Source organism: Lysinibacillus sp. F12 (assembly GCF_057773605.1).
Genome location: NZ_JBYMLP010000001.1, coordinates 500,537 through 523,851 on the forward strand (window position 1 = coordinate 500,537; position 23,315 = coordinate 523,851).

Genomic DNA, 23,315 nt, shown 5'->3' on the forward strand with positions numbered 1-23,315 from the left:
TGATACCCTTACCTTTACCTACTTGTTTTGTGGTAAATACTGTATCAATTTTAATGCTATTGAGTTAGTTCAATTGCTTATGAGATAAGTGTACCAAAGTCTATCATTTTTCACTACTAATAGGCGAACAAGCATTCTTTACTTGCCAGTTCTTTTCTGCTAAGCTTACTTTCTGGCTAACTGCTTTGAGCTGCAAAAAAAAGTGCATATTCTGAGCATTGTTCTCCAGAGACACTCTCGTGAAAAGTAATTGATTGACCAGATCTAACTGCGCAACTAATTGTTCTAACTTGTTCAAAATAACGCCCCCTTTGCTTTACTTAAGTATTCCTCGCATGTATAAAATTACCTTCATGCGTGACAAAATAAGCGTAAGTTAGCTGAAAGAAGAAGATTTTCGATAAATTTTTAAAAATGAACCTTCCAACTAAAAAGGCGTCCTGAATGAAAGGTGTAGATATTTCACCACTCTTCAAACGTTTTTATGTTTAAATTTATCAGTTATTTTGACGATTCGAGGAAGACAATCATGAGCTTTTTTTCGACGCAATTTGTTTATTCATTGCATCCACTGTCTACTAGTCTTGTAACAAAGACAACACGGATGTAGGTAGAGAAGAGCCATCAAATCATGGTAAACTACTATATAGGAAAGCAGTTTGATAAAGGGTGAGCTAAATGACAATTCGCTATCCAAATGGGAAATTGTATACCCCCAATACTTCTGTACAGAAAACAGAAAAAAAGAGTAAAAGTAAAGATTTGTCTTTTAGTAATCGTGGAAAGACGCTAGAAGATGAAATTAATGAAGCAAACGACTATTATATAAAAAGACGACTTGCTATTATTCACAAGAAACCTGTCCCTGTACAAATCGTCAAAGTAGAGTACCCTTCACGAAGTGCTGCTGTCATTCGTGAAGCATATTTTCGAACACCCTCTACAACCGACTACAATGGTGTTTGGAATGGGCATTATATTGATTTTGATGCAAAGGAAACTGCTTCCAAAACCAGTTTCCCCTTAAAAAACATTCATGAGCATCAAATGACCCATATGCAGCAAGTGACTGAACAAAATGGTGTGGCTTTTATTATCGTTCGCTTTTCAGCTTTTGAACGATATTTTATTGTGCCATATGAAGTTTTACAAAAGGCCTGGAAAGCAATGGAAAGTGGCAATCGTAAATCCATACCCTTTTCAACAATTGTAGAAGAGGCGTATGAAATTCCTACTAGCTATTATCCACGTATCGATTATTTACCCATCATCCAACAACTGATCGATGCAAAATGCTACAGGTTTGAAAGTGAGGAGAAATAGAATGACTGAACGTCGTCGAACACGTGGAGAGCATCAAAAGGCTCTCGCTGAAAAAAATAAAAAAGGTAAGAAAACAACAACAAAATCGTCAACACCCGCTAAAATGTGGATAAAACGTATTTTCTTAACTCTATTAGTCATCGGTGTTGTAGGCTTCATTGGAGGAGCAGGTTTATTTGCTTACTATGCGAGCACCGCTCCTAAGCTTGATGAGGAATTATTGAAAGACCCTGTGTCTTCAGAGTTCTACGATAAAAACGGTGAAATATTTGCAACAATTGGTGCTGAAAACCGCAAATATATAAAATATGAAGATATACCCGAAGACATGGTGAACGCTATTCTTGCAACGGAAGATGTACGCTTTTTTAAACATCACGGCATGGACTTCTACCGTCTAGGTGGTGCCATACTTGCTAACTTCCGTGATGGCTTTGGTGCACAAGGTGCCTCTACCCTAACACAGCAAGTGGTCAAAAACTCATTTTTACAAAATGAAAAGAAATTAAAGCGTAAAGCACAGGAAGCTTGGCTAGCATTTCAATTAGAACGTAAATATTCAAAAGAAGAAATTTTTGAAATGTATTTCAATAAAATGCTAATGTCAGGCCGTATTTATGGATTTGGTACAGCAGCCCAATATTTCTATGGAAAAGAATTAAAAGATTTAACATTAGATGAAGAAGCATTATTAGCAGGATTAGTACAACGGCCAAATGCTTATAATCCATTGAAAAACCCTGATCTTGCCAAGCAACGTCGAAATACGGTTTTAGGATTAATGTATCAACACGGAAAAATTTCGAAAACAGAAATGGAAGAAGCTAAAAACGTTGATGTCCAAGCAGGTCTTGCAGACGATGCAACGCGTCAATCCTTTGCTGGTTCGAAATACGATGCCTTCCTAGATGTCGTTATTAATGAATTGGAAAATAACGGTGATGGTTCAGCCATGGCAGAAGGTATTAAAGTGTATACAACACTTGATCCAAATGCCCAAAAAGTTGTTGAAAATGTCATGAACGATGACAGCAATTTCCCGACAGAAGATATTCAGTCAGGTGTAGCGGTCATTGATACGAAAACAGGTGCTATTCAAGCTGTTGGTGGCGGTCGACATTATGGTGCTGAACGTGGCTGGAACTATGCAGATGATTTAACAAAAAATCAACCTGGTTCTACCATGAAACCATTAGTGGACTACGGTCCAGCCATTGAATATTTAAAATGGTCTACAGGCCATACACTTGTAGATGAACCTATGAACTATTCCAATTCAAAACAAACTATTACAAACTGGGATGGCAGATATATGGGTGCCATGACCGCTCGTAAGGCATTATATGCTTCACGTAACGTACCCGCTGTCAAAGCATTACAAGAAGTAGGTACTGAAAATGCGAAGGAGTTTGTTGGACGTTTAGGGATTGAAACAGAAAACCTTTACGAATCAGACGCAATTGGTGGTGGAGCGATTACTATCTCCCCAATTCAAATGGCGGCTTCCTATGCAGCATTCGGAAATAACGGCGTTTACACGGACCCACACGCTATTACAAAAATTGTTTACCGTGATGGGAAAACATCTAAAAATTATACACCTGAGCCTAATGTAGCGATGAGTGAAGCTACAGCTTATATGGTAACAGATATGCTACGTGATGTAGTTGGCAACAAACCTGACGCATCAGGTACTGCAGCTAACGTCCCTGGACTAGATATCGCAGGTAAAACAGGTACAACCAACTATTCAGCTGAAGATTTTAATAAATATAATTTACCGAACACAAGCGTTCCAGATTCATGGTTTGCTGGTTATACGACAAACTATTCCATTGCTATATGGAGTGGCTATGAAAAACATTTTGATCCAATTACAACGTGGGAAGAACGACGTTTACCACAAAATCTATTTAAATCGATTATGCAAGATATTTCAGCAAACGTTGAAACAGAAAGCTTTAAAAAGCCAAGTACAGTTGTAGAAGCAACGATTGAAGTAGGGTCTAAGCCATTGAAATTGGCAAGTGACTTTACACCAAATGAATTACGTCAAACAGAGCTATTCGTTCGTGGTACTGAGCCAACAGAAGTGTCGAGTGTTTATGAGGCACCAGAATTGGCTACGCCATACAACGTATCTGCAAGCTTAGATTTAGGTGCACAGTCCATCAACATTTCTTGGGAACATGATGCTAGCTTGAATCCAGAGACAGACGAACCATTACCGACTTCCTTTGAAGTAACTGCAACCCGTGATGACGGTAAAAAGTTTGACCTTGGTAAAACAGAGAGTAAAGGTTTAACAGTGGCCAACACGCTGGAAGATGGCAATTACACGATTTCAGTCGTAGCCATTGTGGATGGTACACGAAGTGAACCTGGTACCACTACTTTCCAAATTACTAGTACAACGGAAGAAGAGGATGTAGAAACAGAAAATCCGGAAGAGCCAAACATTGATTTACCAACAGATCCTGGTGAAGGAGATCAAGATAATGGTAATAATAATGGCAACGGAAATGGCAACAACGGTGGCAATAATAATAATGGCAATGGGCATGGGAATAACGGCAACAACGGTGGCAATAATGGTGGTTCAGATGGAAGTCAGCAACCAACGCCGCCTACTGATCCTGTAGACCCAAATGATGAAGAACAAAGCTCAGAATAAACGAAAAACCGAGAAGCACAGGATGCTTCTCGGTTTTTTCATTCTATAAAGAGCTTAAACTATCCTACCCACTCTATTTTTTACTAGCTTGAATTCGCAAACGTGCTGTCCGTTTTTTCGTTTCCTTAAACAATTCATCAAGCTGACGATAACAAGCGTATTGTCCTGGCTTAGCTTTGATAAAGGCAAGCCGTTCAACTCCATTAATCGGCAGCACCTCGTCTCCTGCCGCCTGTACAAGTTGTTCAAACAACTTGATTGCTTCTTCCATTAAGCCTTTTGCTGTACCGTTTCGAGCATCATGGGCTTCGTGGATATTCGCTTGAAGGGTTGTCCATTGGGCAAACCAAGCATCTACCTGATCTTTTGCAATAGCTTCACTATTCATGCTTCCTTCACCAAACCTTTCTTCAAACGCTTTTGACCTTCACGACAATCGCTGAGTAAAGGACAGGCATGGCAGCCAGGATTTTGAGCCTTACAATGATAACGGCCAAAGAAGATTAACTGATGATGCGTTTTCGACCACTTATCCATAGGTGTTTTTTTCATAATCGTTTCTTCGACTTCAAGCACGGAATCTTTCCATCGGCAAAGACCTAGACGTTTAGAAACACGCTCTACATGGGTATCGACTGCCAGTGCAGGAATATCAAAGGCTACTGATAGCACTACATTGGCTGTTTTCCGCCCCACACCTGGCAATGTTACAAGTGCTTCTCGGGTTGCGGGTATTTCGCCATTATATTCATCTAGTAAACGTTGACATAAAGCCTGGATGTTCTTCGCCTTATTGCGATATAAGCCAATAGAGCGAATATCCTGTTGTAATTCTTCCAATGGGACAGCCAAATAATCTTCAGGCGTTTTATATTTCTGAAATAATGTTTTTGTTACTTTATTAACAAGTACATCCGTACATTGTGCAGATAATAATGTCGCAATTGTGAGCTCAAAAGCGTTGTCATGCACAAGCTCACAATGTGCATTAGGAAACATTCGATCCATTTCTTCTAGGCAATGCTCCCACTGTTTTTTTGTTAACAAACCGGACGCCCCCTATTCTCTCTCTTCTAACCAATTATAAAATGGTACTTTATTGGTTGGTTGAGCATCTTGCTGAACTGTGCGTGCTGGATTTCTACTAAAGGTTTGCTTCTCACGAAACTGCTCACTTTGCTTTTGTGCAGCCTGTGGTGTCGTAATATTTTTCTTCTTCCACTCTAACAAAATCCGATCAATATAACGAATACTCAGTTTCCCAGCAAACACAGCTTCTTTTAATGCCTCTTTAATGAGTGTTGGACTATGGTTGTCCTCATCAAGCCAACATCCTATTTTTTCAAGCTCTAAAGGAGATAAAAGACGTCCCATTTCTTCTTCAAAGAGTCGGAAAATCTCTCCTTCTTCTTGTTGAAGTGTTGTGGTAGATTTTTGTTGCTCTTTCATCTCGATCATCTGCACAATTCGCTCCCAGAGTGGATAAACCGAATATTTTTCATAGAGCTTGCCACCTGTATCCACATCACGAGTAATTTCAAGGAAGCCCTTTTGCATTAATCGTTGTAAACGGGATGTTAGTTCATTTTCTGGCATTGTGAGACGATTCTTTAGATCATTCGGTGTAGGGAAGTCATACCCTTCCATATGAAAGGCTAATAAGTGCATGACAATTAGCGCCTCTTCATCCTCTATATTTAACTCCTTATAAAACTGAAAAAAAAGCTGAGGGATGGGAATCATTCTCTGCTCAGTCCATGTACGGAGTCGATGATTATTTGCATTCATATTTCTCTTGACTCCTTCTTTAAGTAAGTAGAAAAGCCGCGTAGATATTTCACTACGCGACTTTGAAATTGATTTGCTTATGGATATAAGCGGTTCAGTAAACGTGGGAATGGAATGGTTTCACGAATATGTTCTGTACCAGAAATCCATGCCACAGTTCGTTCTAATCCAAGTCCAAAGCCTGAATGTGGAACAGAACCATGTTTACGAAGGTCTAAATACCATGCATATGCATCTAAAGATAGGTTATGTTCTTCAAGACGAGATTTTAATAAATCATAGTCATGGATACGCTCAGAACCACCAATAATTTCACCATAGCCTTCAGGTGCAATTAAATCAGCACATAATACAACATCATCGCGATCTGGATGTGGTTGCATATAGAATGGTTTAATGCCTACTGGATAGCATGTAATGAATACGGGCTTGTCGAATGAATTAGCAATGGCTGTTTCATGAGGTGCACCAAAATCGTCACCCCACTCAATATCGTCAAAACCTTGTTCATGTAAAAGCTTGATCGCATCATCATATGAAATACGAGGGAATGGTGCTTTAATATTTTCAAGTTTCGATGTATCACGGTCAAGTCGCTCTAATTCTAATTTGCAGTTAGCCAGAACCGATTGTACAATATGCGTTACATATTGCTCCTGTACCTCTAGATTTTCTTCAAATTCTACAAAGGCCATCTCAGGCTCAATCATCCAGAACTCGATTAAGTGACGACGTGTTTTAGATTTTTCAGCACGGAAAGTTGGACCGAATGAAAATACTTTCCCTAGTGCCATAGCTGCCGCTTCCATATAAAGCTGTCCTGATTGAGAAAGGAAAGCATCCTCATCAAAGTATTTCGTATGGAAGAGCTCAGATGTACCTTCCGGTGAAGACCCTGTTAAAATTGGTGGGTCCATCTTTGTAAAACCATTATTGTTGAAAAATTCGTAAGTAGCACGAATGATTTCATTACGGATTTTCATAATGGCATGTTGTTTACGAGAACGTAACCATAAATGACGGTTATCCATTAAAAATTCAGGACCGTGTTCCTTTGGTGTAATTGGGAAATCTGTCGCTGTATGTAGAACTTCAATTCCTGTTACAGCTAGCTCACAGCCAAAGCTTGAACGTTCGTCAGCTTTCACTTCTCCTCTAATATACATAGAAGTTTCTTGCGTTAGTCCCTTAGCTGTTGCAAAAATTTCTTCCCCCACCTCTTCTTTCACGACAACACCCTGAACAAAGCCAGAACCATCACGAAGTTGTAAGAAGGCGATTTTACCACTTGAACGTTTGTTAGCTAGCCAAGCGCCAATTTTGACTGTTTCACCGATATGCTGTGGCATATCTTTAATCATAATTTTTTTCATAGAAATCCTCCAAAGTTGTCTAGAGGGATTAGTCTTGCCATTTTGATTTTACAAATGTATCAATACGACGGACTGCCTCTTCTAGTAAGTCTAAAGATGTAGCATAAGATAATCGCATAGTAGTTGGTGCACCAAAGCCAGAGCCTGGAATCACAGCCACGTTTGCTTCTGTTAAAATATCCGCAGCGAATGCGTCTACTGAATCATAGCCAGTGTGAGCCATAGCTTCTGCTACATCTGGTAATAAGTAGAATGCACCCTGTGGTTTTAAGACATGGAAGCCAGGAATTGCACTTACCTGTGGGTAAATTTTCTCAAGACGAGATTCGAATGCTTGGCGCATTTCCTCTACAGCGTCCTGTGGGCCATTATACGCTTCAACAGTTGCATATTGTGCAGTTGTTGTCGCATTAGATGTTGAGTGTGATGCAAGGTCAGTCATTGCTTTAACGATGTCCGCATCACCTGCAGCATAACCAATACGCCAGCCTGTCATAGAGTGAGATTTTGCCACACCATTCACAACAATTGTACGTGCTTTCACTGCATCAGAAAGTTGTGCAATTGAAAAATGCTCAATACCATTGTATACAAGCTTCTCATAAATTTCATCTGACACGATTAAAATATCCTTTTCTTCTGCAACTGCAGCAAGTTCTGCAAGCTCTTCACGTGAATATATCATACCAGACGGGTTGCTAGGTGAGTTGATAATGACAGCTTTTGTTTTATCAGTTACAGCAGCTCTTAATTGATCGGCAGTAATTTTATAGCTTTGTTCACGTGTACCTTCAACGTATACAGGTACTCCGCCCGCTAATTTCACTTGCTCAGGATAAGACACCCAATAAGGGATAGGAATAATAACTTCATCGCCCTCGTTTAAAATGACTTGGAATAACGTGTATAAAATATGCTTTGCACCTACACCCACAATCACTTCATTAGGCTGATAAGAAAGGTTATTATCGCGCTGTAGTTTATCGATAATGGCTTTTTTTAGAACTGGAAGTCCACCAGCAGGTGTATATTTTGTATAGCCCTTTTCCATTGAATCAATGGCCGCATTTAAAATGTTTTGAGGTGTATTAAAGTCTGGTTCACCAGCACCAAGGCCAATGACATCAATACCTTGCTCTTTTAGTGCTTTTGCTTTCGCAGTAATAGCTAATGTTGAAGATGGTGTTAAAGTTTTTACACGTGTTGCTAATAAGTTTTTCATCCGGGATCTACTCCTCTTATAAATTCGTAATGCGCTTCCACCAGTCGCCATCCTTAAACATAATATAGACATAGTTGAGTTTGTCGTGGTCGTTTAGGTATGTAATCTCCCAAACAACGCCTGGCTCCTCATAGCCCAATTTCATGTGGAGGACCTTCTGTACATTTCCTTCATTTTTAAAAACCGATAATGCTTGCTTTTCCGTAATACCATCTTCTAATAACACTTCCTGCATGGAATCCTTGTCTAGATTCGTCGGAACAAAGACAGCCTTTTTATCACCGTATTCGTCTACCCCGAACACAGTAACATACGAATGTTTGCCATTATATGTGTAGGACTCCGATACAATTGCGAGGGCTTTGGCATCGAGTGCCAACTGTTCAGCCTGCTCTTCAATTGAACGGAACGGAGCCTCGGCTTTCCAGAGTACTAAAATGCTAATGACAAGTGACAACGAAACAATAAAGACAGAAATGAAAATTAACCAGTTTTTCATCTATTCACCTGTTGTTTCACATCGTGCTTTTTTGGCACAACACATAGCGGATGTTTGTGTGTGTATTTAACTACATTACAATTCATTTTGCTTTCCATTTTGTCAACCTGCTTTCTTTCCTCATACCACAACATTATACAACAATTTTATGCTGTCGTGTTTCTTAATTTCATATATTGTACGTTGCTAGAATAACGTTTTCAAATGATTGGTACAGTAAATTTTATTCTGTAACATTCTGCCTCGTTGTAAATTGTGATGGCACTTCAATTTCTGTAAAGAATATTTACTGAAACAATAGAAAAATTCCTATTCAACACAGTAAATAGGAATCATTCAAATGATGATAGTTCGTATAAAATATGGGTGGCACGGCCATTATCTTTTGCCTCATATAAACAACGATCAGCTTGCTCAAATAAATCATTATAATAATAATTTTTTTGATTGTTTATACAAGCCCCCATACTTACTTTTAGTGGATAGCTTTTCTGGTCTTTTTCTAATGTTAACGTTAGCAAATGGGCGTGTGTATTTTGGACAAGTGCCTTGATGTATGCCTTTTTGGGGTGACGAATACAGACAATGAATTCATCTCCACCATAACGGATAATTTTGACGTCTTCATCTCGCAAAAATTCCTTTAAGCCATTAGCTAAAAGTTGTAAGACCCTATCGCCAAACAAATGACCATGCCTGTCGTTAAATAGTTTAAAATTATCAATATCCAAAACTGTAATACATACATAGGATTCTGCTATTTTGGCAGCATGTAACCATTCATGTAGCTCATGATCTAAGAAGTGGCGATTCAAGACACCTGTTAAAGGATCATAATGTGCTTTTCTTTCTAATCTCTCTTTTTGACGCTTAAACTCCAAATTCAACACTTGCTGTAGTAAATTATCAACGCTCATCTGTTCCGAAAGGTCAATATACTCTTTTTGGACATCAAAAATTTCATCTCGCCAATTCAATTGGTACAGGACATTCAACAATAAGCGCATCACTTTTTTCATAATGGGCTTATCACCATAGGATTTGGCTAGATCTATTGCTTGTTGATAATATTGCACTGCTTCCTCAAGCTTCTGCTGCTTTTCATATAAAAAGCCATAGCCAAACAAGGCTGCTACTTTTTCAGGTTTATGCTGAGAAATTATGCTAGACGTTAATGAGTCATCAAGCAATGCCTTTCCTGCTAAAAAATCCCCTTCCAAAATATATACATCTGCTAAATTATTATTGATGCGAATATCTAATAATCTTGCTAAATCTGGTTGTGTCTCATATAGCGTTTTATTATACTCTCTTGCTAACAACCCCGCTTGAAGGGCTTCCTTCGTACAGCCCTTCTCTACCTCTATATAGCACAAATTATTATGACAACGAACAAGCATCATAAAATCTTGTAATTCTTGAGCAAAAGCAATTGACTGTTTCGTCATCTCTGCTGTTTTTTCACGGATTCCTACCATATCGTATATTAACGACATGGCCAAATAATAATGCATCAAATCTTTGCTAGTACCATATTTTTCACAAATAGCCTCATACTCGAAAATAAGGCTGACAATGGCTAGCGTATCGCCCAAAGAATGATGTACTAAAATTTTCTGATAGTACAAGTCCAATACAATTTCATAGTTTTTTCCCTCTAAAGCTACTAAAAGACCTTGATCTGCCAGTTTCAACGCCTCTGTTAAAAACCCCTTTATGCGCATTTCCATGATTGTCTTATTTAATTCCTCTAATGTTAACTCCACTGTCTCACCACTTTTCCAAGCCCCTATTTAATCCTTCACTTTGTTCTGTAACAATTATAAGACATATTCATTCACTTCGTTCGACTTTTTAGCAATATCCCAACTATTACCTCGATTTCAAAAAAAACTTTTATAAGACAGCTATTGAATGTCCTTTTGTTTTCCCCTTCCATTAAATTTTTATACCATTACACATTTTTCTCCATTTTTGTCCCAGTCAACTGTTGTTTTTACCCATATGATGTGATAACTAGGCATTTAAAGACATTGAAAAGGGATGTGATGTTTTGAGTTTACCAATTAACCCTTCTGACCCAGCTACCATTCCAAAATTTGTAGATGCTCTACAGAAGCCGGTGACCGCAAAACCAAAATACTGTAGAGGACAAAAGAAACATGATTATTACGAGCTAGTCATGATGGAGGGCGAGCACCGCTTTCACAAGCATTTTCCTAATACATTAATATGGGGGTACAACGGCCTTTATCCAGGACCCACTATAGAAGCGACGAAAGATAAAACCATTTATGTCAAATATAAAAATCAATTACCACTACAGCATTTTTTACCAGTGGATTTTACACTTCATGCCGCCAACGATTCCCAAGAGGTAAGAACTGTCACTCACTTACATGGTGCCAATGTGGATTGGGAGAGCGACGGTCATCCTGAGGCATGGTACACAAGAGATTATCGACATACCGGTCCAAAATTCAATAAAGAAATTCATGAATATACGAACCACCAGCCTGGTACTACAATGTGGTACCATGACCATGCTATGGCTTTAACACGCCTTAATGTCTATGCTGGCTTGGCAGGTTTTTATTTACTTAGAGATGCTCTTGAGGAACGTTCTAATTTGCCATGTGGTGAATACGAATATCCTATTTTAATTCAAGATAAATCATTTAATGAGGATGGCTCCCTTTTTTATCCTGATGAGCCACCATTTCCAGTTACTGTACATCCGTCCATTACTCCAGGTTTCGTAGGTAATACGATTGTTGTCAACGGCAAGCTATGGCCCTATTTAGACGTCGAGCCACGTAAATATAGATTCCGGTTCCTCAATGGCTCCAATCGAAGAGGCTATGTCATCAGCTTGTCAAATGAGCAGTCTATGATACAAATAGGGACAGATGGCGGTTTTTTATCAACCCCACAAGCGATTCAATCTGTAGAGTTACTACCTGCTGAACGCACAGATGTCATCATCGATTTTTCAGCTTGTGAGGGTCAGGAAATCACCTTACTTAACACCGATACAGATTTTATCGATGAGCATACGAACGTCATTATGCAATTTAGAGTATCACTTCCCTTAAAATATGAAGATACGAGTGAAGTTCCAGAGAGGCTGTCAGTCACAATGGATTTACACCCACATCATGCACATATTGAAAGACAATTACCATTGACGGCAACAACTGATGAATTCGGAAGACCTATGTTGTTGTTGAACAATCGAATGTACCATGACCCAGCGACAGAAAAACCTTCTTTAGATACTATTGAAATTTGGAGTTTTATTAATACAACGCCTTTTATTCATCCTATTCATTTGCATCTCATTCAATTTAAAATTCTTGAACGTCGCCCATTTGATTTAGACCTCTATCAAAATGAGGGAATAGTATCATTTACAGGCCCCCCTGAGGAACCACGGGACTATGAGCGTGGTTGGAAAGATACAGTGAAAGTAGATGCGGGCAAAATTACGAAAATTATTATGCATTGGAAGGATCATGTGGGGAATTACATGTGGCATTGTCACTTCCTTGAGCACGAAGACCATGATATGATGCGACCTATTCTTGTGATGAAAGATGTCCATGCTGTTCAACAGCCTCATGCTGAAATAGAGCCGTCATCCCATCAGGAGGTTACTACTACTACCACTTCTACACCTACAACAAATACTAGTACGACACATCATAATGAGTCACCCGTACCATTATTAAATACTTCTCAAATTCCTTCCACAGAGGAAGAGGAAATAAAGGAATCATTAGTAGAGGAGTCTGTGCATATCGGAAATAATGTTCAACACAGGCCCATTTTGCTTTTCCCAACTAAGTCCACACCTGCGGGTACGAGTAGGCCAAGACGACGTGGACATAGAAGATTTTAGTCACTAACCATTGAAAAGTAGAGGTTTTCTACAAAAGGATAGATATATGTAGGAATAAGGAGTTTTTATGTAGAGGTTGATGGGAACGAAGGGTGGCGACTCTTGCAGGAAAAGCTAGAAAGTCGAGATGCTGGATGGAGTGGATGTGTTCTGTACGAAAGTGAAGCGGCAGCAACGAAGCTTGGGAAGCAGCTCGCCCCCGCCCGTAAAGGAAATCAACGGTTTTACTTTATTTTACTGTAAAGAAAAAAGACTGTAAGCAAACTCGAAATTCATTGAGTTTGTCCACAGTCTGAAACTACCGTGTAAGCGGTAGTTTTTTTGTTTTCAAGTGTGTACACGCCATAATCTATTCGTGAGGATCGCTAATAGCAGCATCATCATACAAATCGTTAGAATCGGTATAAAGATGTTGACGCGAAAGGTCTCAAACAATAGGCCATATCCCATTTGCCCAATGGGGGCCATACATTGTGAAACAGCCATCATGATAGCCATAACCTTACCTAAATTTTCATTGGGTGTTTCCTTTTGCACAAGGGTCATTACGTAAATTGAAATAATAGTCATCATCATTGCCATGACAAGAGCAGAGCCAATAAATAATAAGTATGAAGCATAATAGCCTATTTGAAGCATTGGTGGAATAACGGCTATGGCCATAGGAATGACCAAAATAGCAGTTAGCAATACCCAAACATATAGCCTATTAATTTTTAGCTTTTTAGCAAAATAGCCCATCGTTAATGCTCCAAATATGGTTGCTAAATCAATCATACCCATCCCTATTCCGTATAATGAATCACTAACATTTAATGTGACACGAAGGATGATGGGGACTCCTACGATAAAGAGCGGTGTAAATAATAAATTTAAGAAAGCCGCCAGTATCGTGCATTTTAAAATAAAGGATTGCTTCACAACATATTTAAATCCCTCTTTTATATCCTTGAATAAAGTCAAAACTAATTGTCCATCGTCATCCCGTTTCTCAAAAGGGATGGTCAAAAACATTTCTACAATTGCTGTAAAGAAAAATAATAGCCCACTTACTAGGACAAGAATTTTGATGCCAAGCATTCCATAAAGTATTCCTCCTAGGACAGGTGCAGCCACACCAGCTAAAGCTTGCACCCCATTCACAATCCCATTTGCCTGCTCAAGGTGCTGTTCTTTTACTAATAATGGAATACTAGCTATTACCGCTGGTGAATACATAGCGCTAATGATGGACAGGAGCACCATAACTACCCCTATCCCTAGAACTGAATGATATTCTGTCCACAATGTAATATAGAAAATCAATACAACGACACAACTAATGGCATCAAATAACACCATTAAATGACGTCGATTAAAACGATCGGCAAGGGCACCTCCGAATGGCGTGAGAAGTATAGGTATGCTTGAAATAGCAAAAAGGACGGCAAAAAGGTCTGCCCTACCCGTCACATCTAAAACAAAAAGGGATAGTGCAAATCTTAATAAGGCAGAACCTAAAATAGAGATAATCTGCCCAAATACAAGGATTTTAAAATCTTTTGAAAATCCTTTACCTTTTACGTATGTTTCCATGTAATGACTCCCCCCTAATTAGACCGACTGTCTGTCATTGTTTTTGTATAAAAAAAGTGTAGTGATAAGTTTAGATTTTGGTTGTGACTAAAACTTATACCACACTTTTAGACCGACTGTCGGTTTATGATTAGTATATGGGAACTCTCCAAAAAAAGGAACTTATTTTAATAATTTTTCAAAATTCCTCTGTTGACTAAATGTTTATTTGGTCAATAAAAGCTGTCATGGCATGACTTACATAGCGGTTCACTCGGTAAATAATGAAACGCACTTAGACTAGGAGTAGCATCTATCATACGAATGATACGCAATTACGAATCATTCATTTGCTGAATTAATAGATACGGCTGCCCGTAGCCCTATATTCGCACGAACTAGAAAACATTCGTCCCTATTCATCTGCTTCATGATATCAATAGAAGCAAGGATTTTAAGCTTTACCCGTGGAAATTTTTGATGAAAAGAACGGTCCTTGTTTCTACTATATAACCAAATATTTAAATATGTTGAGTTTTCTTTATTAGTGAAATTAATGCTAGCCCTACTACACAAACTACCCCAATAAATAACAATAAAAATCCAATAGGAATTAAAAAGAATGGCTCCTCTAGTGTGCCATCTGATGCTACACTACTTCCTTTTATCATAAAGATCAAAAAACTAAGTAACCCTAAAATAAATGGGGTTGAAGCTAAAATGTATTTTTTCATTATTATAACTCTCCTTAAATTACTAATATTCCTGTACAAAACTTTTTTTAACCTTTACCGCAATCATCCTATGATTTCGTTAATAGGATACATCACGGATATATTTTAAGTCAATCATTTTTTATCGAAAAACAATAAATTTTTATTCTTATGCACTTTGTTTTTTAATTGACATTATAAAACCCTATCGATAGAATGACCATAAAGCTCTATTGTAAATTTGGAAGGGTGATTTTATGAGCTATGAAGATTTAATGCAATGGAAAGGTTATTTGTTTTTAGATAATTTAGTAGAGCCAGGGACAAACTCTTTGAGAATATCTATTAAACGAGCTGCCATTAGTTCTAAAAGTGATGATGTAAGCTTTGATGAATTTACATTTAACGATGTCTATTCTATTGAAATTGATACGACCCTCCCAGTCATAGATATAGAATTCGATTCTTATGTATCCTATTCTATTTATGATGAGTCATTTCATTTTGTAAGTCAGGAGGATGAATTCATAGGTAATTCCGTACGTTTATTTACAAAATCAGCTTATTTAGATTTTATAAGCAAAGGGACTATAGCTTTAGATATATACTCCTATAAAGAGCTATTCCATTATCAGATTGTTTGTTTAGACCATATAATTGATATTGTTTCATTCGATAAACCTACTCTATATAAGCAAGTGAATAATTTCTAAAACAGGAAACGTTATTTTGTTGCCTGTTTCATTCCGATAAATATAACCCGCAAACTTGGCCCCTTGCCGATCAAGCATAGTATGAAAAAAAGGAAGTCTAACTGAACAATGAAGGTTAGACTTCTATAAATGGTATTATCTTGTTTAATAGATTTCTGATATTCACCTCTTGAAATATATCTTAATCTCCTTGATCGGATACACAAGAGAAAACACCTTTAATTACTAGGCATAGCCACTATTTTTCCACCAATAATTTTTATATCAGGCTCCCCCTATTGCAAAACACTCTTTTATATTTTAAACTTCCTGATAAAACTTAGTCCCGTATAATGCTAGTTGTTTGAAGCTGATCTTAAAACCGCTTCTTCTAAAACATCTATGCCTCGCTCACTAGCCCTATGTTGAAGGTGATGATGATTTGAACATCACCTTTTATTTCATTTCACATTCAGTTCATAAACGCGTGCTATAGTAAAAGCCATAGGAACGATTTACGTTGTTTGAAGACATTGAAGGAGGCTTATTGCTTTGCAAGAAACATCAAAAGAAACTACAAAAAAACCAGATTGGCGACGATTTATACAATTAGTAAAACGAGCTGAACCACCTATTTGGCTCCTAGTTATCGCTTTAATTATGAGTTTAGCGACTACGGGCGTAGGTTTTATCGTCCCATTATTTACAAAACAATTAGTGGACGGCTTTTCATTAGAATCGCTTAATTATTGGCAAATCATTTTGCTTGGTATTGCTTTTATCGCTCAAGCCATTGCAAGTGGATTATCGATCTATTATTTGAATCGTGTAGGTCATCATGTAGTGGCAAAATTACGTGATCAACTTTGGCGCAAGCTGCTGCATTTACCTATCCCCTATTATGACGAAAACGATACAGGTGAAACATTAAGTCGTGTAACAAATGATACAGCAGTCGTTAAAGAGCTCATTACAGAGCATCTAGCAAACTGTTTATCGGGTGTTATTTCCATCATCGGCTCCATTATCATTCTTTTATTTTTAGATTGGAAAATGACATTAGTGATGTTAATCGCTGTGCCCCTAGCGATGGTTATTTTAATGCTACTAGGAAAACGTATGTTTGTGATTTCGAAAGGGATGCAAGACGAAACTGCTAAGTTTACTTCGGTATTAAATCAAGTTTTACCTGAAACACGCTTAGTTAAAGCTTCTAATGCGGAGCAAGTAGAATATGAGCGTGGGAAAAAGGGCATTACGAATCTCTTTAACTTTGGTTTAAAAGAAGCTAAAATCCATGCACTTATTTCACCATTAATTTCATTCGTTCTGATGTCGGTTCTAGTTGCTATTATTGGCTATGGAGGCGTTCGTGTTTCCTCTGGTGAACTGACTGCTGGTGATATGGTGGCTTTTATTTTATATTTAATCCAAATCATCATGCCCATGACACAATTGACCATGTTCTTTACTCAACTTCAAAAAGCAATGGGTGCCACTGAACGTATAAGTGCTTTATTGGAGCATGAAGAGGAGCATATCGAAGAAGGCATCACAGTTAATAAAATAGATCAGCCTATTTATGTTAACAATGTTGACTTTTCATACGGTGAGGATCCGATTTTATCCAATATAACCTTCACAATAGAGCCTGGCAAAGTAACGGCCATTGTAGGTCCAAGTGGTGGGGGTAAAACAACTACATTCTCTCTATTAGAACGGTATTACCAACCAACTAGCGGTACTATTACGCTAGGAAAAACGCCCTTCGAGACATTTTCACTTCACTCCTGGCGTAGTCAAATTGGCTATGTAGCTCAAGAAAGTGCCCTGTTGTCTGGAACGATTCGAGAAAATATTTGTTATGGTGTTGACCGTGAAGTACAGGATGATGAGCTAGAAAGAGTGGCCAAAATGGCTTATGCTGATCAATTTATTAACGATCTTCCCGATAAGTTTGATACAGAAGTAGGCGAAAGAGGCATCAAGCTTTCAGGAGGGCAACGTCAGCGCATTTCTATTGCGAGAGCGCTATTACGGAACCCGCAAATTTTAATGCTGGATGAAGCTACATCAAGTTTAGATAGTAAATCTGAAATATATGTACAAAAAGCGTTAGATAATTTAATGCAAGGTCGCACAACATTAGTCATTGCTCACCGCCTATCAACGGTAGTAGATGCCGATCAAATACTATTTGTAGAAAAAGGACAGATTACAGGGTGTGGCACACATGAAACACTCTTTGAGACGCATGCCATGTATCGTGAGTTTGCCATGCAGCAATTACGAATTAAAGAGAACTAACGAAGGGAATTATTTAAATGACCAAACTATTAATGGTAGATGATGATGCCCATATTCGAGAATTAGTAAGAGTATTTCTTCAAAATGAAGGTCTCGAGGTGATTGAAGCAACGGACGGTGTCGATGCACTGTCCAAGCTAGCCTCTGAAAAGGTTGATATGGTTATCATGGATATTATGATGCCAAAAATGGATGGTTGGGCTTTATGTGAGGAAATTCGTTCATATCATACAGACCTCCCTATTCTCATGCTCACTGCAAAAGGAGAAACCGCCCAAAAGGTCAAGGGTTTCCATTTAGGGACAGATGACTATTTAGTAAAACCCTTTGAGCCTGCCGAGCTAATTGTACGTGTAAAATCGATATTAAAACGCTATCGTATTGCGCTCTCTCAAGTAGTAGAAGCTGGCAACGTTAAACTCAATCGTCATACACATGAAGTGGATCTGAATGGAGAAATCATTGTCCTTCGTTTAAAGGAATTCGAACTACTATTTACATTAGCGAGCTATGTGGGCAAAACATTTTCACGCGAACAATTGATTGAAGAAATTTGGGGCTATGATTATGAAGGAGACGAACGCACAATAGATGTCCATATAAAAAGAATACGTGAGCGTTTTCCTCAGGAGATCAGCGGCTTTGCCATCCGCACTCTTCGCGGTCTTGGCTATCGCTTGGAACTAGCCTCATGAGAAAACGAAAATTTCTTGTCAGAGTTCTATTTGTTCTATTCCTCTTTCTCATTACCAATACTCTATTTGCTTTTATTTCTTATCATGTAATGGAATGGCTGTATGGTCAGTTAGGTACAGAACCCCATGATTTTTGGCAGCAATTAGGCACCGTCCTCGGTGTTTTCGTACTCTTTGCCTGTTCGGCCGCTATTATCTTCCTAATTGGGCTCAATCGACAACGGAACTACTGGGACGCTATTGTGGAAGCATTAAGACAGATGGCGAAAGGAGATTTTAATATCCAATTAGATGTAAAAGGCAATGAGGAAGACCAATTCGGTCAATTAATCCATGGCATCAATCATATGGCTATTGAATTAGGAGAGCTTGAAAGAATGCGACAAGAATTTATTTCAAACGTCTCCCACGAAATCCAATCACCTTTAACGTCTATTAATGGCTTTGCGAAGGCTCTTAAGAACATACATCTACCGGAAGAAAAGCGGCTACATTACTTAGACATTATAGAATTGGAAAGTAATCGGTTGTCCAAGATTAGTGATAATTTACTGAAGCTGACTTCGTTAGAATCACAGCATCATCCATTTGAAACAACAACCTATCGACTGGATAAACAATTGCGAAATGTCATTCTGGCTCTTGAACCTAATTGGGTAGCTAAACAACTGGACTTTGATCTCCAGCTAGACAATATAACTATTACCGCAGATGAGGATTTAATGAATCAGGTTTGGATGAATTTGCTAACGAATAGTATTAAATTCACACCCGACAATGGAATAATCACTTTGTCTATGACGCAGCATGACAATACCATTACCATCATTGTCCAAGATACTGGCATAGGCCTATCCGAAGAACAGCAAATGCATATATTTGAACGATTTTATAAGGCCGACCAATCACGGACAGCTACAAATGGTGGGAGTGGGCTTGGTTTAGCCATCGTTAAAAAAATTATTGATATGCATCACGGGACCATCACCGTTGAAAGCAAGCTTGGTGAATTTACAGCCTTTTTGATTACATTGCCCATTGATACTACAAAAACTCGTGCAAACGACTAGAGATGTCTGCACGAGTTTTTTTATTAGTAAGCCACCTTTCTAAAATATTGATACACTTTGTTCAGCTTTTGCTGGTGCTTCCCTTTTTTACTTTCCATGTTACCAAACTCAAAAAACTTCACTTTCTTCATTCCCACAAAACTAAATAGCGCTCTTTTCATCAAAATTTTATGCGCATTATTCAGCCATAGCAGCGGATAATTGGTTGGTCCCTTCATCGTGGACACACATACAACCGACTTCCCTTTCAAGAGTCCTTCTGGGAATAATCCTTTAGTATCTCGATACGCAAAATTCGATGCAAACAATTGATCGAAATAGCCTAACAGCATAGCAGGTGGTCTCCCCCACCATATTGGATAGACAAATACAATCTGATCTGCCCAAATCAGCTGTTGACGATACTTTTCCAATTGCGGATCACGATACATATCCCGACGCCGTTTATGCTCATGGAAAATTAAACGCGGATCGAATTCTTCTTTATATAAATCTAGTAGCTGTATCTCATCAATGGCAGGATTCTCTTGACAACCCTTCATCACTTCCTGTAAAAATGCATAATTTAAGCTCTTGTGGTTTGGATATGTATAGACAATTAATGTTTTCATACTACGCCTCCATTACTTATCATTTGATAACTAAATAATAATCGATTCATTTTTTATTGTCAAATGATAATTGTTTTAAGATAAGTTATTTGTTATCTTGACAATAAGAGGTGATCCAAATGGATAAAAGCAGTTTATTTCATCAATTCGTAACGTTTACAGCAAGTGTCCATCAAGTGACACACGAGCTGTCACAAAACGTGACCGTTGCCAATATAACACCGCTTCAATATAAAATTCTTGAATATATTAAAGTAAGCCAGCCCGTAACGCCTACCGAAATAAGCGAATGTCAGCATATGTCTTTACCCAACACAAGTCGTGAATTGCGAAAATTACAAGACCAAAACCTCATTGAAAAATACAACGACACGGAGGACCGAAGAAAGCAGTACATTCGCTTGTCCATTGAGGGAGATAAAATGATGGAGGAGGCCTTTGCATGCATTGAGGAGCGCTTTTTACAGCTTATTCAACATGCTTCACAGGAGGATATAAAGGATATTCAACATGCCCTAACTATCCTGGAACAAAAGGTCTTTCAACGAAAAGAATAATATGTGCAGCTTCAATGTTCTTATCAGTCAGCCATTGAAGCTGCACTATTTTTCAAAACAAATATCTTTAGTTTATATGCCGCTCCTCCCATGCTCAAAACAATCTAAATTAAGCAAGACTCTACTCTTCATGCCATCCATTGAGTAATTTATAATTGATCCATATGTCCTTACATATTCATCATAATTTCGTAACCTATTGGCTTTTTCATTAATAGAATAAAGGTGTATAGAAGGAGGAGACTCAAGTGGACGTAGGAATATTTGACAGGAAGTGGATTGAGGAAAATTTGGATACACTTCCAATTTGGCAACAGTCTGCCTACATGGATTTTGCCAACACGATTGCTGATGAAGAAAATACCTTTCCGTGTGTACCTGCCAGAATGGGGTTTTTATCGAATCATCTGCGCTATAGTTTTATTGGAGATCCACGGAAGGAGCAATCCATTCATGAGCTAGCACACTGTTTAAAGGAATTCACAAAATCCTCGCAAACTTTTGGTAAATATACAACACTCACTGTATTCTTTCATACCCCTCAAGATATGCTCGGTAATTATAAAGTCGAGGATTATCAGCAATTGTTTTGGACCATACTTAACCAATTAACTAACATCGACGATCTCGATTGGCCTGAACAAATACCAACCGACCCCGCACACAATGAATGGGAGTTTTGTTTTAACGGTGAGCCCTATTTTATCTCCTGCGCAACACCCGCACATAAAATGCGCAGGAGTCGCCATTTCTCTACTTTGCTCATGGCCATTCAGCCACGCTGGATTTTTGAAGAAATAAACGACTCTACTGCATTTGGGCGAAAATTAAAGAAGCTCATCCGTCAACGCATAGCCCATTATGATGCACTCCCTGGACATCCCGATTTAAAATGGTACGGTCAAGAAGATAGTTATGAATGGAAGCAATATTTTTTAAGTGATGATCATCAAAGTCCGTCCAAATGTCCGTTCTTACGAAGGTCGCAAAAATAACGTCCAAACCATTAGGCTTCCTTATGACTTTGCCTTTTCACAACAATCCAGGTTGCTATCCCTATAAGGACAAGAAAGAGCAGGCTCACGAAAAAGCCGAGTCTGCTTGTTTTTTCTCCTAGCGTACCCGATACTGTAACCGCTATGAGCAGCATCCCCAACCCATTTTTCACATGCTCCCACTTAGATAACTCCATAAGCTTCATATAGGTTATTAAAATAAAGAGCCAGTTATAAATCAACATTAAACCTGCTGCTGTCATCAAATATTCAAAGATTTTTTCAGGCATGAGAAAGCCAATAACGATTGTTATGACTAAGCCACCAGTTAAAAATATAAAGGCAGGCATAGGAACTTTTCTTTTCCCTTTCTTCGCTAGTATTTTGGGTGCATCATGATCCTCTGCCAGTGTAATAAGAATCGTAATCACCGCATAGAGAGAAGCTACCATTGTTGAAAATCCAGCAATGATTAAAACACCATTAAAAATATCTGCCACAAAGGGAATGTGATAACCTTGAAGGGCTGTAATAAAGGGACTCTCATCAATCGTAAAGTCCTTCCAAGAGACAAGCGCTAACGCAAGTGCAATGGCCATTAAAAAAATGATCGTAATAACTACTAACATTATTCTGCCTGCTTTTGGTGCTTCTTTTGGATTTTTTAAATCAATGACCATTAACCCCATTACTTCAATGCCTCCATAGGCGTAAAAGGCATACAATAGCCCGAGCCAAATTCCTTTTATACCTTGTGAGAAAAATTCTTCATAATTCGCATAGAGTGAATCCAATGTAGAGGCTTGTGACCCTTTCGTGATGATGACAATGGCTACGATAATAAACATCACAATCGCTGCCGCCTTTAAAGCTCCAAATATGTTTTGGAAGTTTTCAAAACCCTTCATCCCTGTGAGAATCACAACTAACCCTATAGCAGCATAGATAGAGGCTGCAACCCATAATGGCAATGCGGGAAACCAAAACTTTGTAAAAATTCCGAGCGCCATAAGCTGGCTCCCCATAATAAGAATTTCAGAGATTAAATAGACCCAACCATTACTAAATCCAGCCCACCTGCCAAATGCTTGTTTAGCATAAGTACGAAATGAACCTTTATCAGGATTCTCAACAGACATTTTAACAAGTGCATCATAAACAATATACGTACAAATAGCCGCTAATAAAAAAGGAATTAAAACAGCCGGACCACTTTTATGAATGGCCATACTTGTTCCAAGAAAAAAACCTGTTCCTAGCGTACAGCCTATACCGATAAGCGAAAGCTGCCACCAGGACAACCTGCCCTTACTTGTATTTGATGTCATGTAATCAACCCTT

The 23,315-nt window shown here is 38.4% G+C and carries 22 protein-coding genes; 10 read left to right on the forward strand and 12 right to left on the reverse strand.

Going from position 1 to position 23,315, the window contains the following annotated elements:
- Positions 1-103: 103 nt before the first annotated feature.
- The gene (locus AC3CH7_RS02675; protein WP_008176489.1) at positions 104-298 is read right to left on the reverse strand and encodes a hypothetical protein; all 195 of its coding nucleotides are present in this window, start codon (positions 296-298) and stop codon (positions 104-106) included.
- A 380-nt stretch (positions 299-678) separates the two neighbouring features.
- On the opposite strand from AC3CH7_RS02675, the gene recU reads away from it, so the two are divergent.
- Both recU and AC3CH7_RS02685 read left to right on the forward strand, forming a co-directional pair.
- Complete coding sequence (gene recU, locus AC3CH7_RS02680; protein ID WP_012293746.1) at positions 679-1,323, forward strand: Holliday junction resolvase RecU; 645 nt, start codon at positions 679-681, stop codon at positions 1,321-1,323.
- Position 1,324: 1 nt separating this feature from the next.
- The gene (locus AC3CH7_RS02685; RefSeq protein WP_488381553.1) at positions 1,325-3,997 is read left to right on the forward strand and encodes a PBP1A family penicillin-binding protein; all 2,673 of its coding nucleotides are present in this window, start codon (positions 1,325-1,327) and stop codon (positions 3,995-3,997) included.
- A 73-nt stretch (positions 3,998-4,070) separates the two neighbouring features.
- On the opposite strand, the gene AC3CH7_RS02690 is transcribed toward AC3CH7_RS02685, so the two are convergent.
- From AC3CH7_RS02690 to AC3CH7_RS02720, 7 genes are all read right to left on the reverse strand, one after another.
- Positions 4,071-4,385, reverse strand: a complete 315-nt coding sequence (locus AC3CH7_RS02690; RefSeq protein WP_012293744.1) for a YpoC family protein — start codon at positions 4,383-4,385, stop codon at positions 4,071-4,073.
- Complete coding sequence (gene nth, locus AC3CH7_RS02695; protein WP_012293743.1) at positions 4,382-5,044, reverse strand: endonuclease III; 663 nt, start codon at positions 5,042-5,044, stop codon at positions 4,382-4,384. The genes AC3CH7_RS02690 and nth overlap by 4 nt, the downstream gene beginning before the upstream one ends.
- A 12-nt stretch (positions 5,045-5,056) precedes the next feature.
- Entirely contained in the window at positions 5,057-5,785 is a 729-nt protein-coding gene (locus AC3CH7_RS02700; RefSeq protein ID WP_031419397.1) for a DnaD domain-containing protein, read from the reverse strand.
- 77 nt (positions 5,786-5,862) lie between these two features.
- On the reverse strand, positions 5,863-7,158 hold the full coding sequence (asnS, locus tag AC3CH7_RS02705) for an asparagine--tRNA ligase (protein ID WP_197150520.1): 1,296 nt from the start codon (positions 7,156-7,158) through the stop codon (positions 5,863-5,865).
- Positions 7,159-7,186: 28 nt separating this feature from the next.
- Entirely contained in the window at positions 7,187-8,380 is a 1,194-nt protein-coding gene (locus tag AC3CH7_RS02710) for a pyridoxal phosphate-dependent aminotransferase (RefSeq protein ID WP_012293741.1), read from the reverse strand.
- A gap of 16 nt (positions 8,381-8,396) precedes the next feature.
- Entirely contained in the window at positions 8,397-8,879 is a 483-nt protein-coding gene (locus AC3CH7_RS02715) for a cell wall elongation regulator TseB-like domain-containing protein (protein WP_012293740.1), read from the reverse strand.
- 332 nt (positions 8,880-9,211) lie between these two features.
- The gene (locus AC3CH7_RS02720; RefSeq protein WP_197150518.1) at positions 9,212-10,645 is read right to left on the reverse strand and encodes a tetratricopeptide repeat-containing diguanylate cyclase; all 1,434 of its coding nucleotides are present in this window, start codon (positions 10,643-10,645) and stop codon (positions 9,212-9,214) included.
- A 287-nt stretch (positions 10,646-10,932) separates the two neighbouring features.
- On the opposite strand from AC3CH7_RS02720, the gene AC3CH7_RS02725 reads away from it, so the two are divergent.
- Together AC3CH7_RS02725 and AC3CH7_RS02730 are read left to right on the forward strand one after the other, a co-directional pair.
- Complete coding sequence (locus tag AC3CH7_RS02725) at positions 10,933-12,780, forward strand: multicopper oxidase family protein (protein ID WP_197150515.1); 1,848 nt, start codon at positions 10,933-10,935, stop codon at positions 12,778-12,780.
- Between the two features lie 102 nt (positions 12,781-12,882).
- A complete protein-coding gene (locus tag AC3CH7_RS02730) occupies positions 12,883-13,023 on the forward strand; it encodes a hypothetical protein (protein WP_488381554.1) in 141 nt (46 codons plus the stop codon).
- An 84-nt stretch (positions 13,024-13,107) separates the two neighbouring features.
- On the opposite strand, the gene AC3CH7_RS02735 is transcribed toward AC3CH7_RS02730, so the two are convergent.
- Together AC3CH7_RS02735 and AC3CH7_RS02740 are read right to left on the reverse strand one after the other, a co-directional pair.
- Complete coding sequence (locus tag AC3CH7_RS02735; RefSeq protein WP_197150512.1) at positions 13,108-14,355, reverse strand: MFS transporter; 1,248 nt, start codon at positions 14,353-14,355, stop codon at positions 13,108-13,110.
- A gap of 500 nt (positions 14,356-14,855) precedes the next feature.
- Positions 14,856-15,068, reverse strand: a complete 213-nt coding sequence (locus AC3CH7_RS02740; RefSeq protein WP_012293735.1) for a DUF3955 domain-containing protein — start codon at positions 15,066-15,068, stop codon at positions 14,856-14,858.
- Between the two features lie 236 nt (positions 15,069-15,304).
- Between AC3CH7_RS02740 and AC3CH7_RS02745 the strand changes: the two genes are divergently transcribed.
- The 4 genes from AC3CH7_RS02745 (at position 15,305) to AC3CH7_RS02760 (ending at position 19,811) form a co-directional block, all read left to right on the forward strand.
- Positions 15,305-15,760 (forward strand): hypothetical protein, encoded by a 456-nt coding sequence (locus AC3CH7_RS02745; protein WP_332291564.1) that lies wholly within the window; start codon positions 15,305-15,307, stop codon positions 15,758-15,760.
- Between the two features lie 531 nt (positions 15,761-16,291).
- Complete coding sequence (locus tag AC3CH7_RS02750) at positions 16,292-18,046, forward strand: ABC transporter ATP-binding protein (RefSeq protein ID WP_488381555.1); 1,755 nt, start codon at positions 16,292-16,294, stop codon at positions 18,044-18,046.
- A gap of 17 nt (positions 18,047-18,063) precedes the next feature.
- Positions 18,064-18,741: a response regulator transcription factor gene (locus AC3CH7_RS02755; RefSeq protein WP_198696023.1), complete on the forward strand. Its 678-nt coding sequence runs from the start codon at positions 18,064-18,066 to the stop codon at positions 18,739-18,741.
- A complete protein-coding gene (locus tag AC3CH7_RS02760) occupies positions 18,738-19,811 on the forward strand; it encodes a sensor histidine kinase (RefSeq protein WP_036161214.1) in 1,074 nt (357 codons plus the stop codon). The genes AC3CH7_RS02755 and AC3CH7_RS02760 overlap by 4 nt, the downstream gene beginning before the upstream one ends.
- Before the next feature lie 23 nt (positions 19,812-19,834).
- Here AC3CH7_RS02760 and AC3CH7_RS02765 read toward each other — a convergent pair whose 3' ends face one another.
- Entirely contained in the window at positions 19,835-20,422 is a 588-nt protein-coding gene (locus AC3CH7_RS02765; protein ID WP_012293730.1) for an NAD(P)H-dependent oxidoreductase, read from the reverse strand.
- Between the two features lie 119 nt (positions 20,423-20,541).
- Between AC3CH7_RS02765 and AC3CH7_RS02770 the strand changes: the two genes are divergently transcribed.
- Together AC3CH7_RS02770 and AC3CH7_RS02775 are read left to right on the forward strand one after the other, a co-directional pair.
- The gene (locus AC3CH7_RS02770) at positions 20,542-20,979 is read left to right on the forward strand and encodes a MarR family winged helix-turn-helix transcriptional regulator (protein WP_036166027.1); all 438 of its coding nucleotides are present in this window, start codon (positions 20,542-20,544) and stop codon (positions 20,977-20,979) included.
- Between the two features lie 248 nt (positions 20,980-21,227).
- On the forward strand, positions 21,228-21,974 hold the full coding sequence (locus AC3CH7_RS02775) for a YqcI/YcgG family protein (RefSeq protein WP_031417189.1): 747 nt from the start codon (positions 21,228-21,230) through the stop codon (positions 21,972-21,974).
- A gap of 11 nt (positions 21,975-21,985) precedes the next feature.
- Here AC3CH7_RS02775 and AC3CH7_RS02780 read toward each other — a convergent pair whose 3' ends face one another.
- Complete coding sequence (locus tag AC3CH7_RS02780) at positions 21,986-23,302, reverse strand: amino acid permease (RefSeq protein ID WP_012293727.1); 1,317 nt, start codon at positions 23,300-23,302, stop codon at positions 21,986-21,988.
- Positions 23,303-23,315 lie beyond the last annotated feature (13 nt).

Excerpts from the sequence above, each read along its gene's own strand:
- recU (WP_012293746.1), top strand. The coding sequence starts at position 679 with ATGACAATTCGCTATCCAAATGGGAAATTGTATACCCCCAATACTTCT.
- AC3CH7_RS02685 (WP_488381553.1), top strand. The coding sequence starts at position 1,325 with ATGACTGAACGTCGTCGAACACGTGGAGAGCATCAAAAGGCTCTCGCT.
- AC3CH7_RS02690 (WP_012293744.1), bottom strand. The coding sequence starts at position 4,385 with ATGAATAGTGAAGCTATTGCAAAAGATCAGGTAGATGCTTGGTTTGCC.
- AC3CH7_RS02700 (WP_031419397.1), bottom strand. The coding sequence starts at position 5,785 with ATGAATGCAAATAATCATCGACTCCGTACATGGACTGAGCAGAGAATG.
- asnS (WP_197150520.1), bottom strand. The coding sequence starts at position 7,158 with ATGAAAAAAATTATGATTAAAGATATGCCACAGCATATCGGTGAAACA.
- AC3CH7_RS02710 (WP_012293741.1), bottom strand. The coding sequence starts at position 8,380 with ATGAAAAACTTATTAGCAACACGTGTAAAAACTTTAACACCATCTTCA.
- AC3CH7_RS02715 (WP_012293740.1), bottom strand. The coding sequence starts at position 8,879 with ATGAAAAACTGGTTAATTTTCATTTCTGTCTTTATTGTTTCGTTGTCA.
- AC3CH7_RS02735 (WP_197150512.1), bottom strand. The coding sequence starts at position 14,355 with ATGGAAACATACGTAAAAGGTAAAGGATTTTCAAAAGATTTTAAAATC.
- AC3CH7_RS02740 (WP_012293735.1), bottom strand. The coding sequence starts at position 15,068 with ATGAAAAAATACATTTTAGCTTCAACCCCATTTATTTTAGGGTTACTT.
- AC3CH7_RS02745 (WP_332291564.1), top strand. The coding sequence starts at position 15,305 with ATGAGCTATGAAGATTTAATGCAATGGAAAGGTTATTTGTTTTTAGAT.
- AC3CH7_RS02755 (WP_198696023.1), top strand. The coding sequence starts at position 18,064 with ATGACCAAACTATTAATGGTAGATGATGATGCCCATATTCGAGAATTA.
- AC3CH7_RS02760 (WP_036161214.1), top strand. The coding sequence starts at position 18,738 with ATGAGAAAACGAAAATTTCTTGTCAGAGTTCTATTTGTTCTATTCCTC.
- AC3CH7_RS02765 (WP_012293730.1), bottom strand. The coding sequence starts at position 20,422 with ATGAAAACATTAATTGTCTATACATATCCAAACCACAAGAGCTTAAAT.
- AC3CH7_RS02770 (WP_036166027.1), top strand. The coding sequence starts at position 20,542 with ATGGATAAAAGCAGTTTATTTCATCAATTCGTAACGTTTACAGCAAGT.
- AC3CH7_RS02780 (WP_012293727.1), bottom strand. The coding sequence starts at position 23,302 with ATGACATCAAATACAAGTAAGGGCAGGTTGTCCTGGTGGCAGCTTTCG.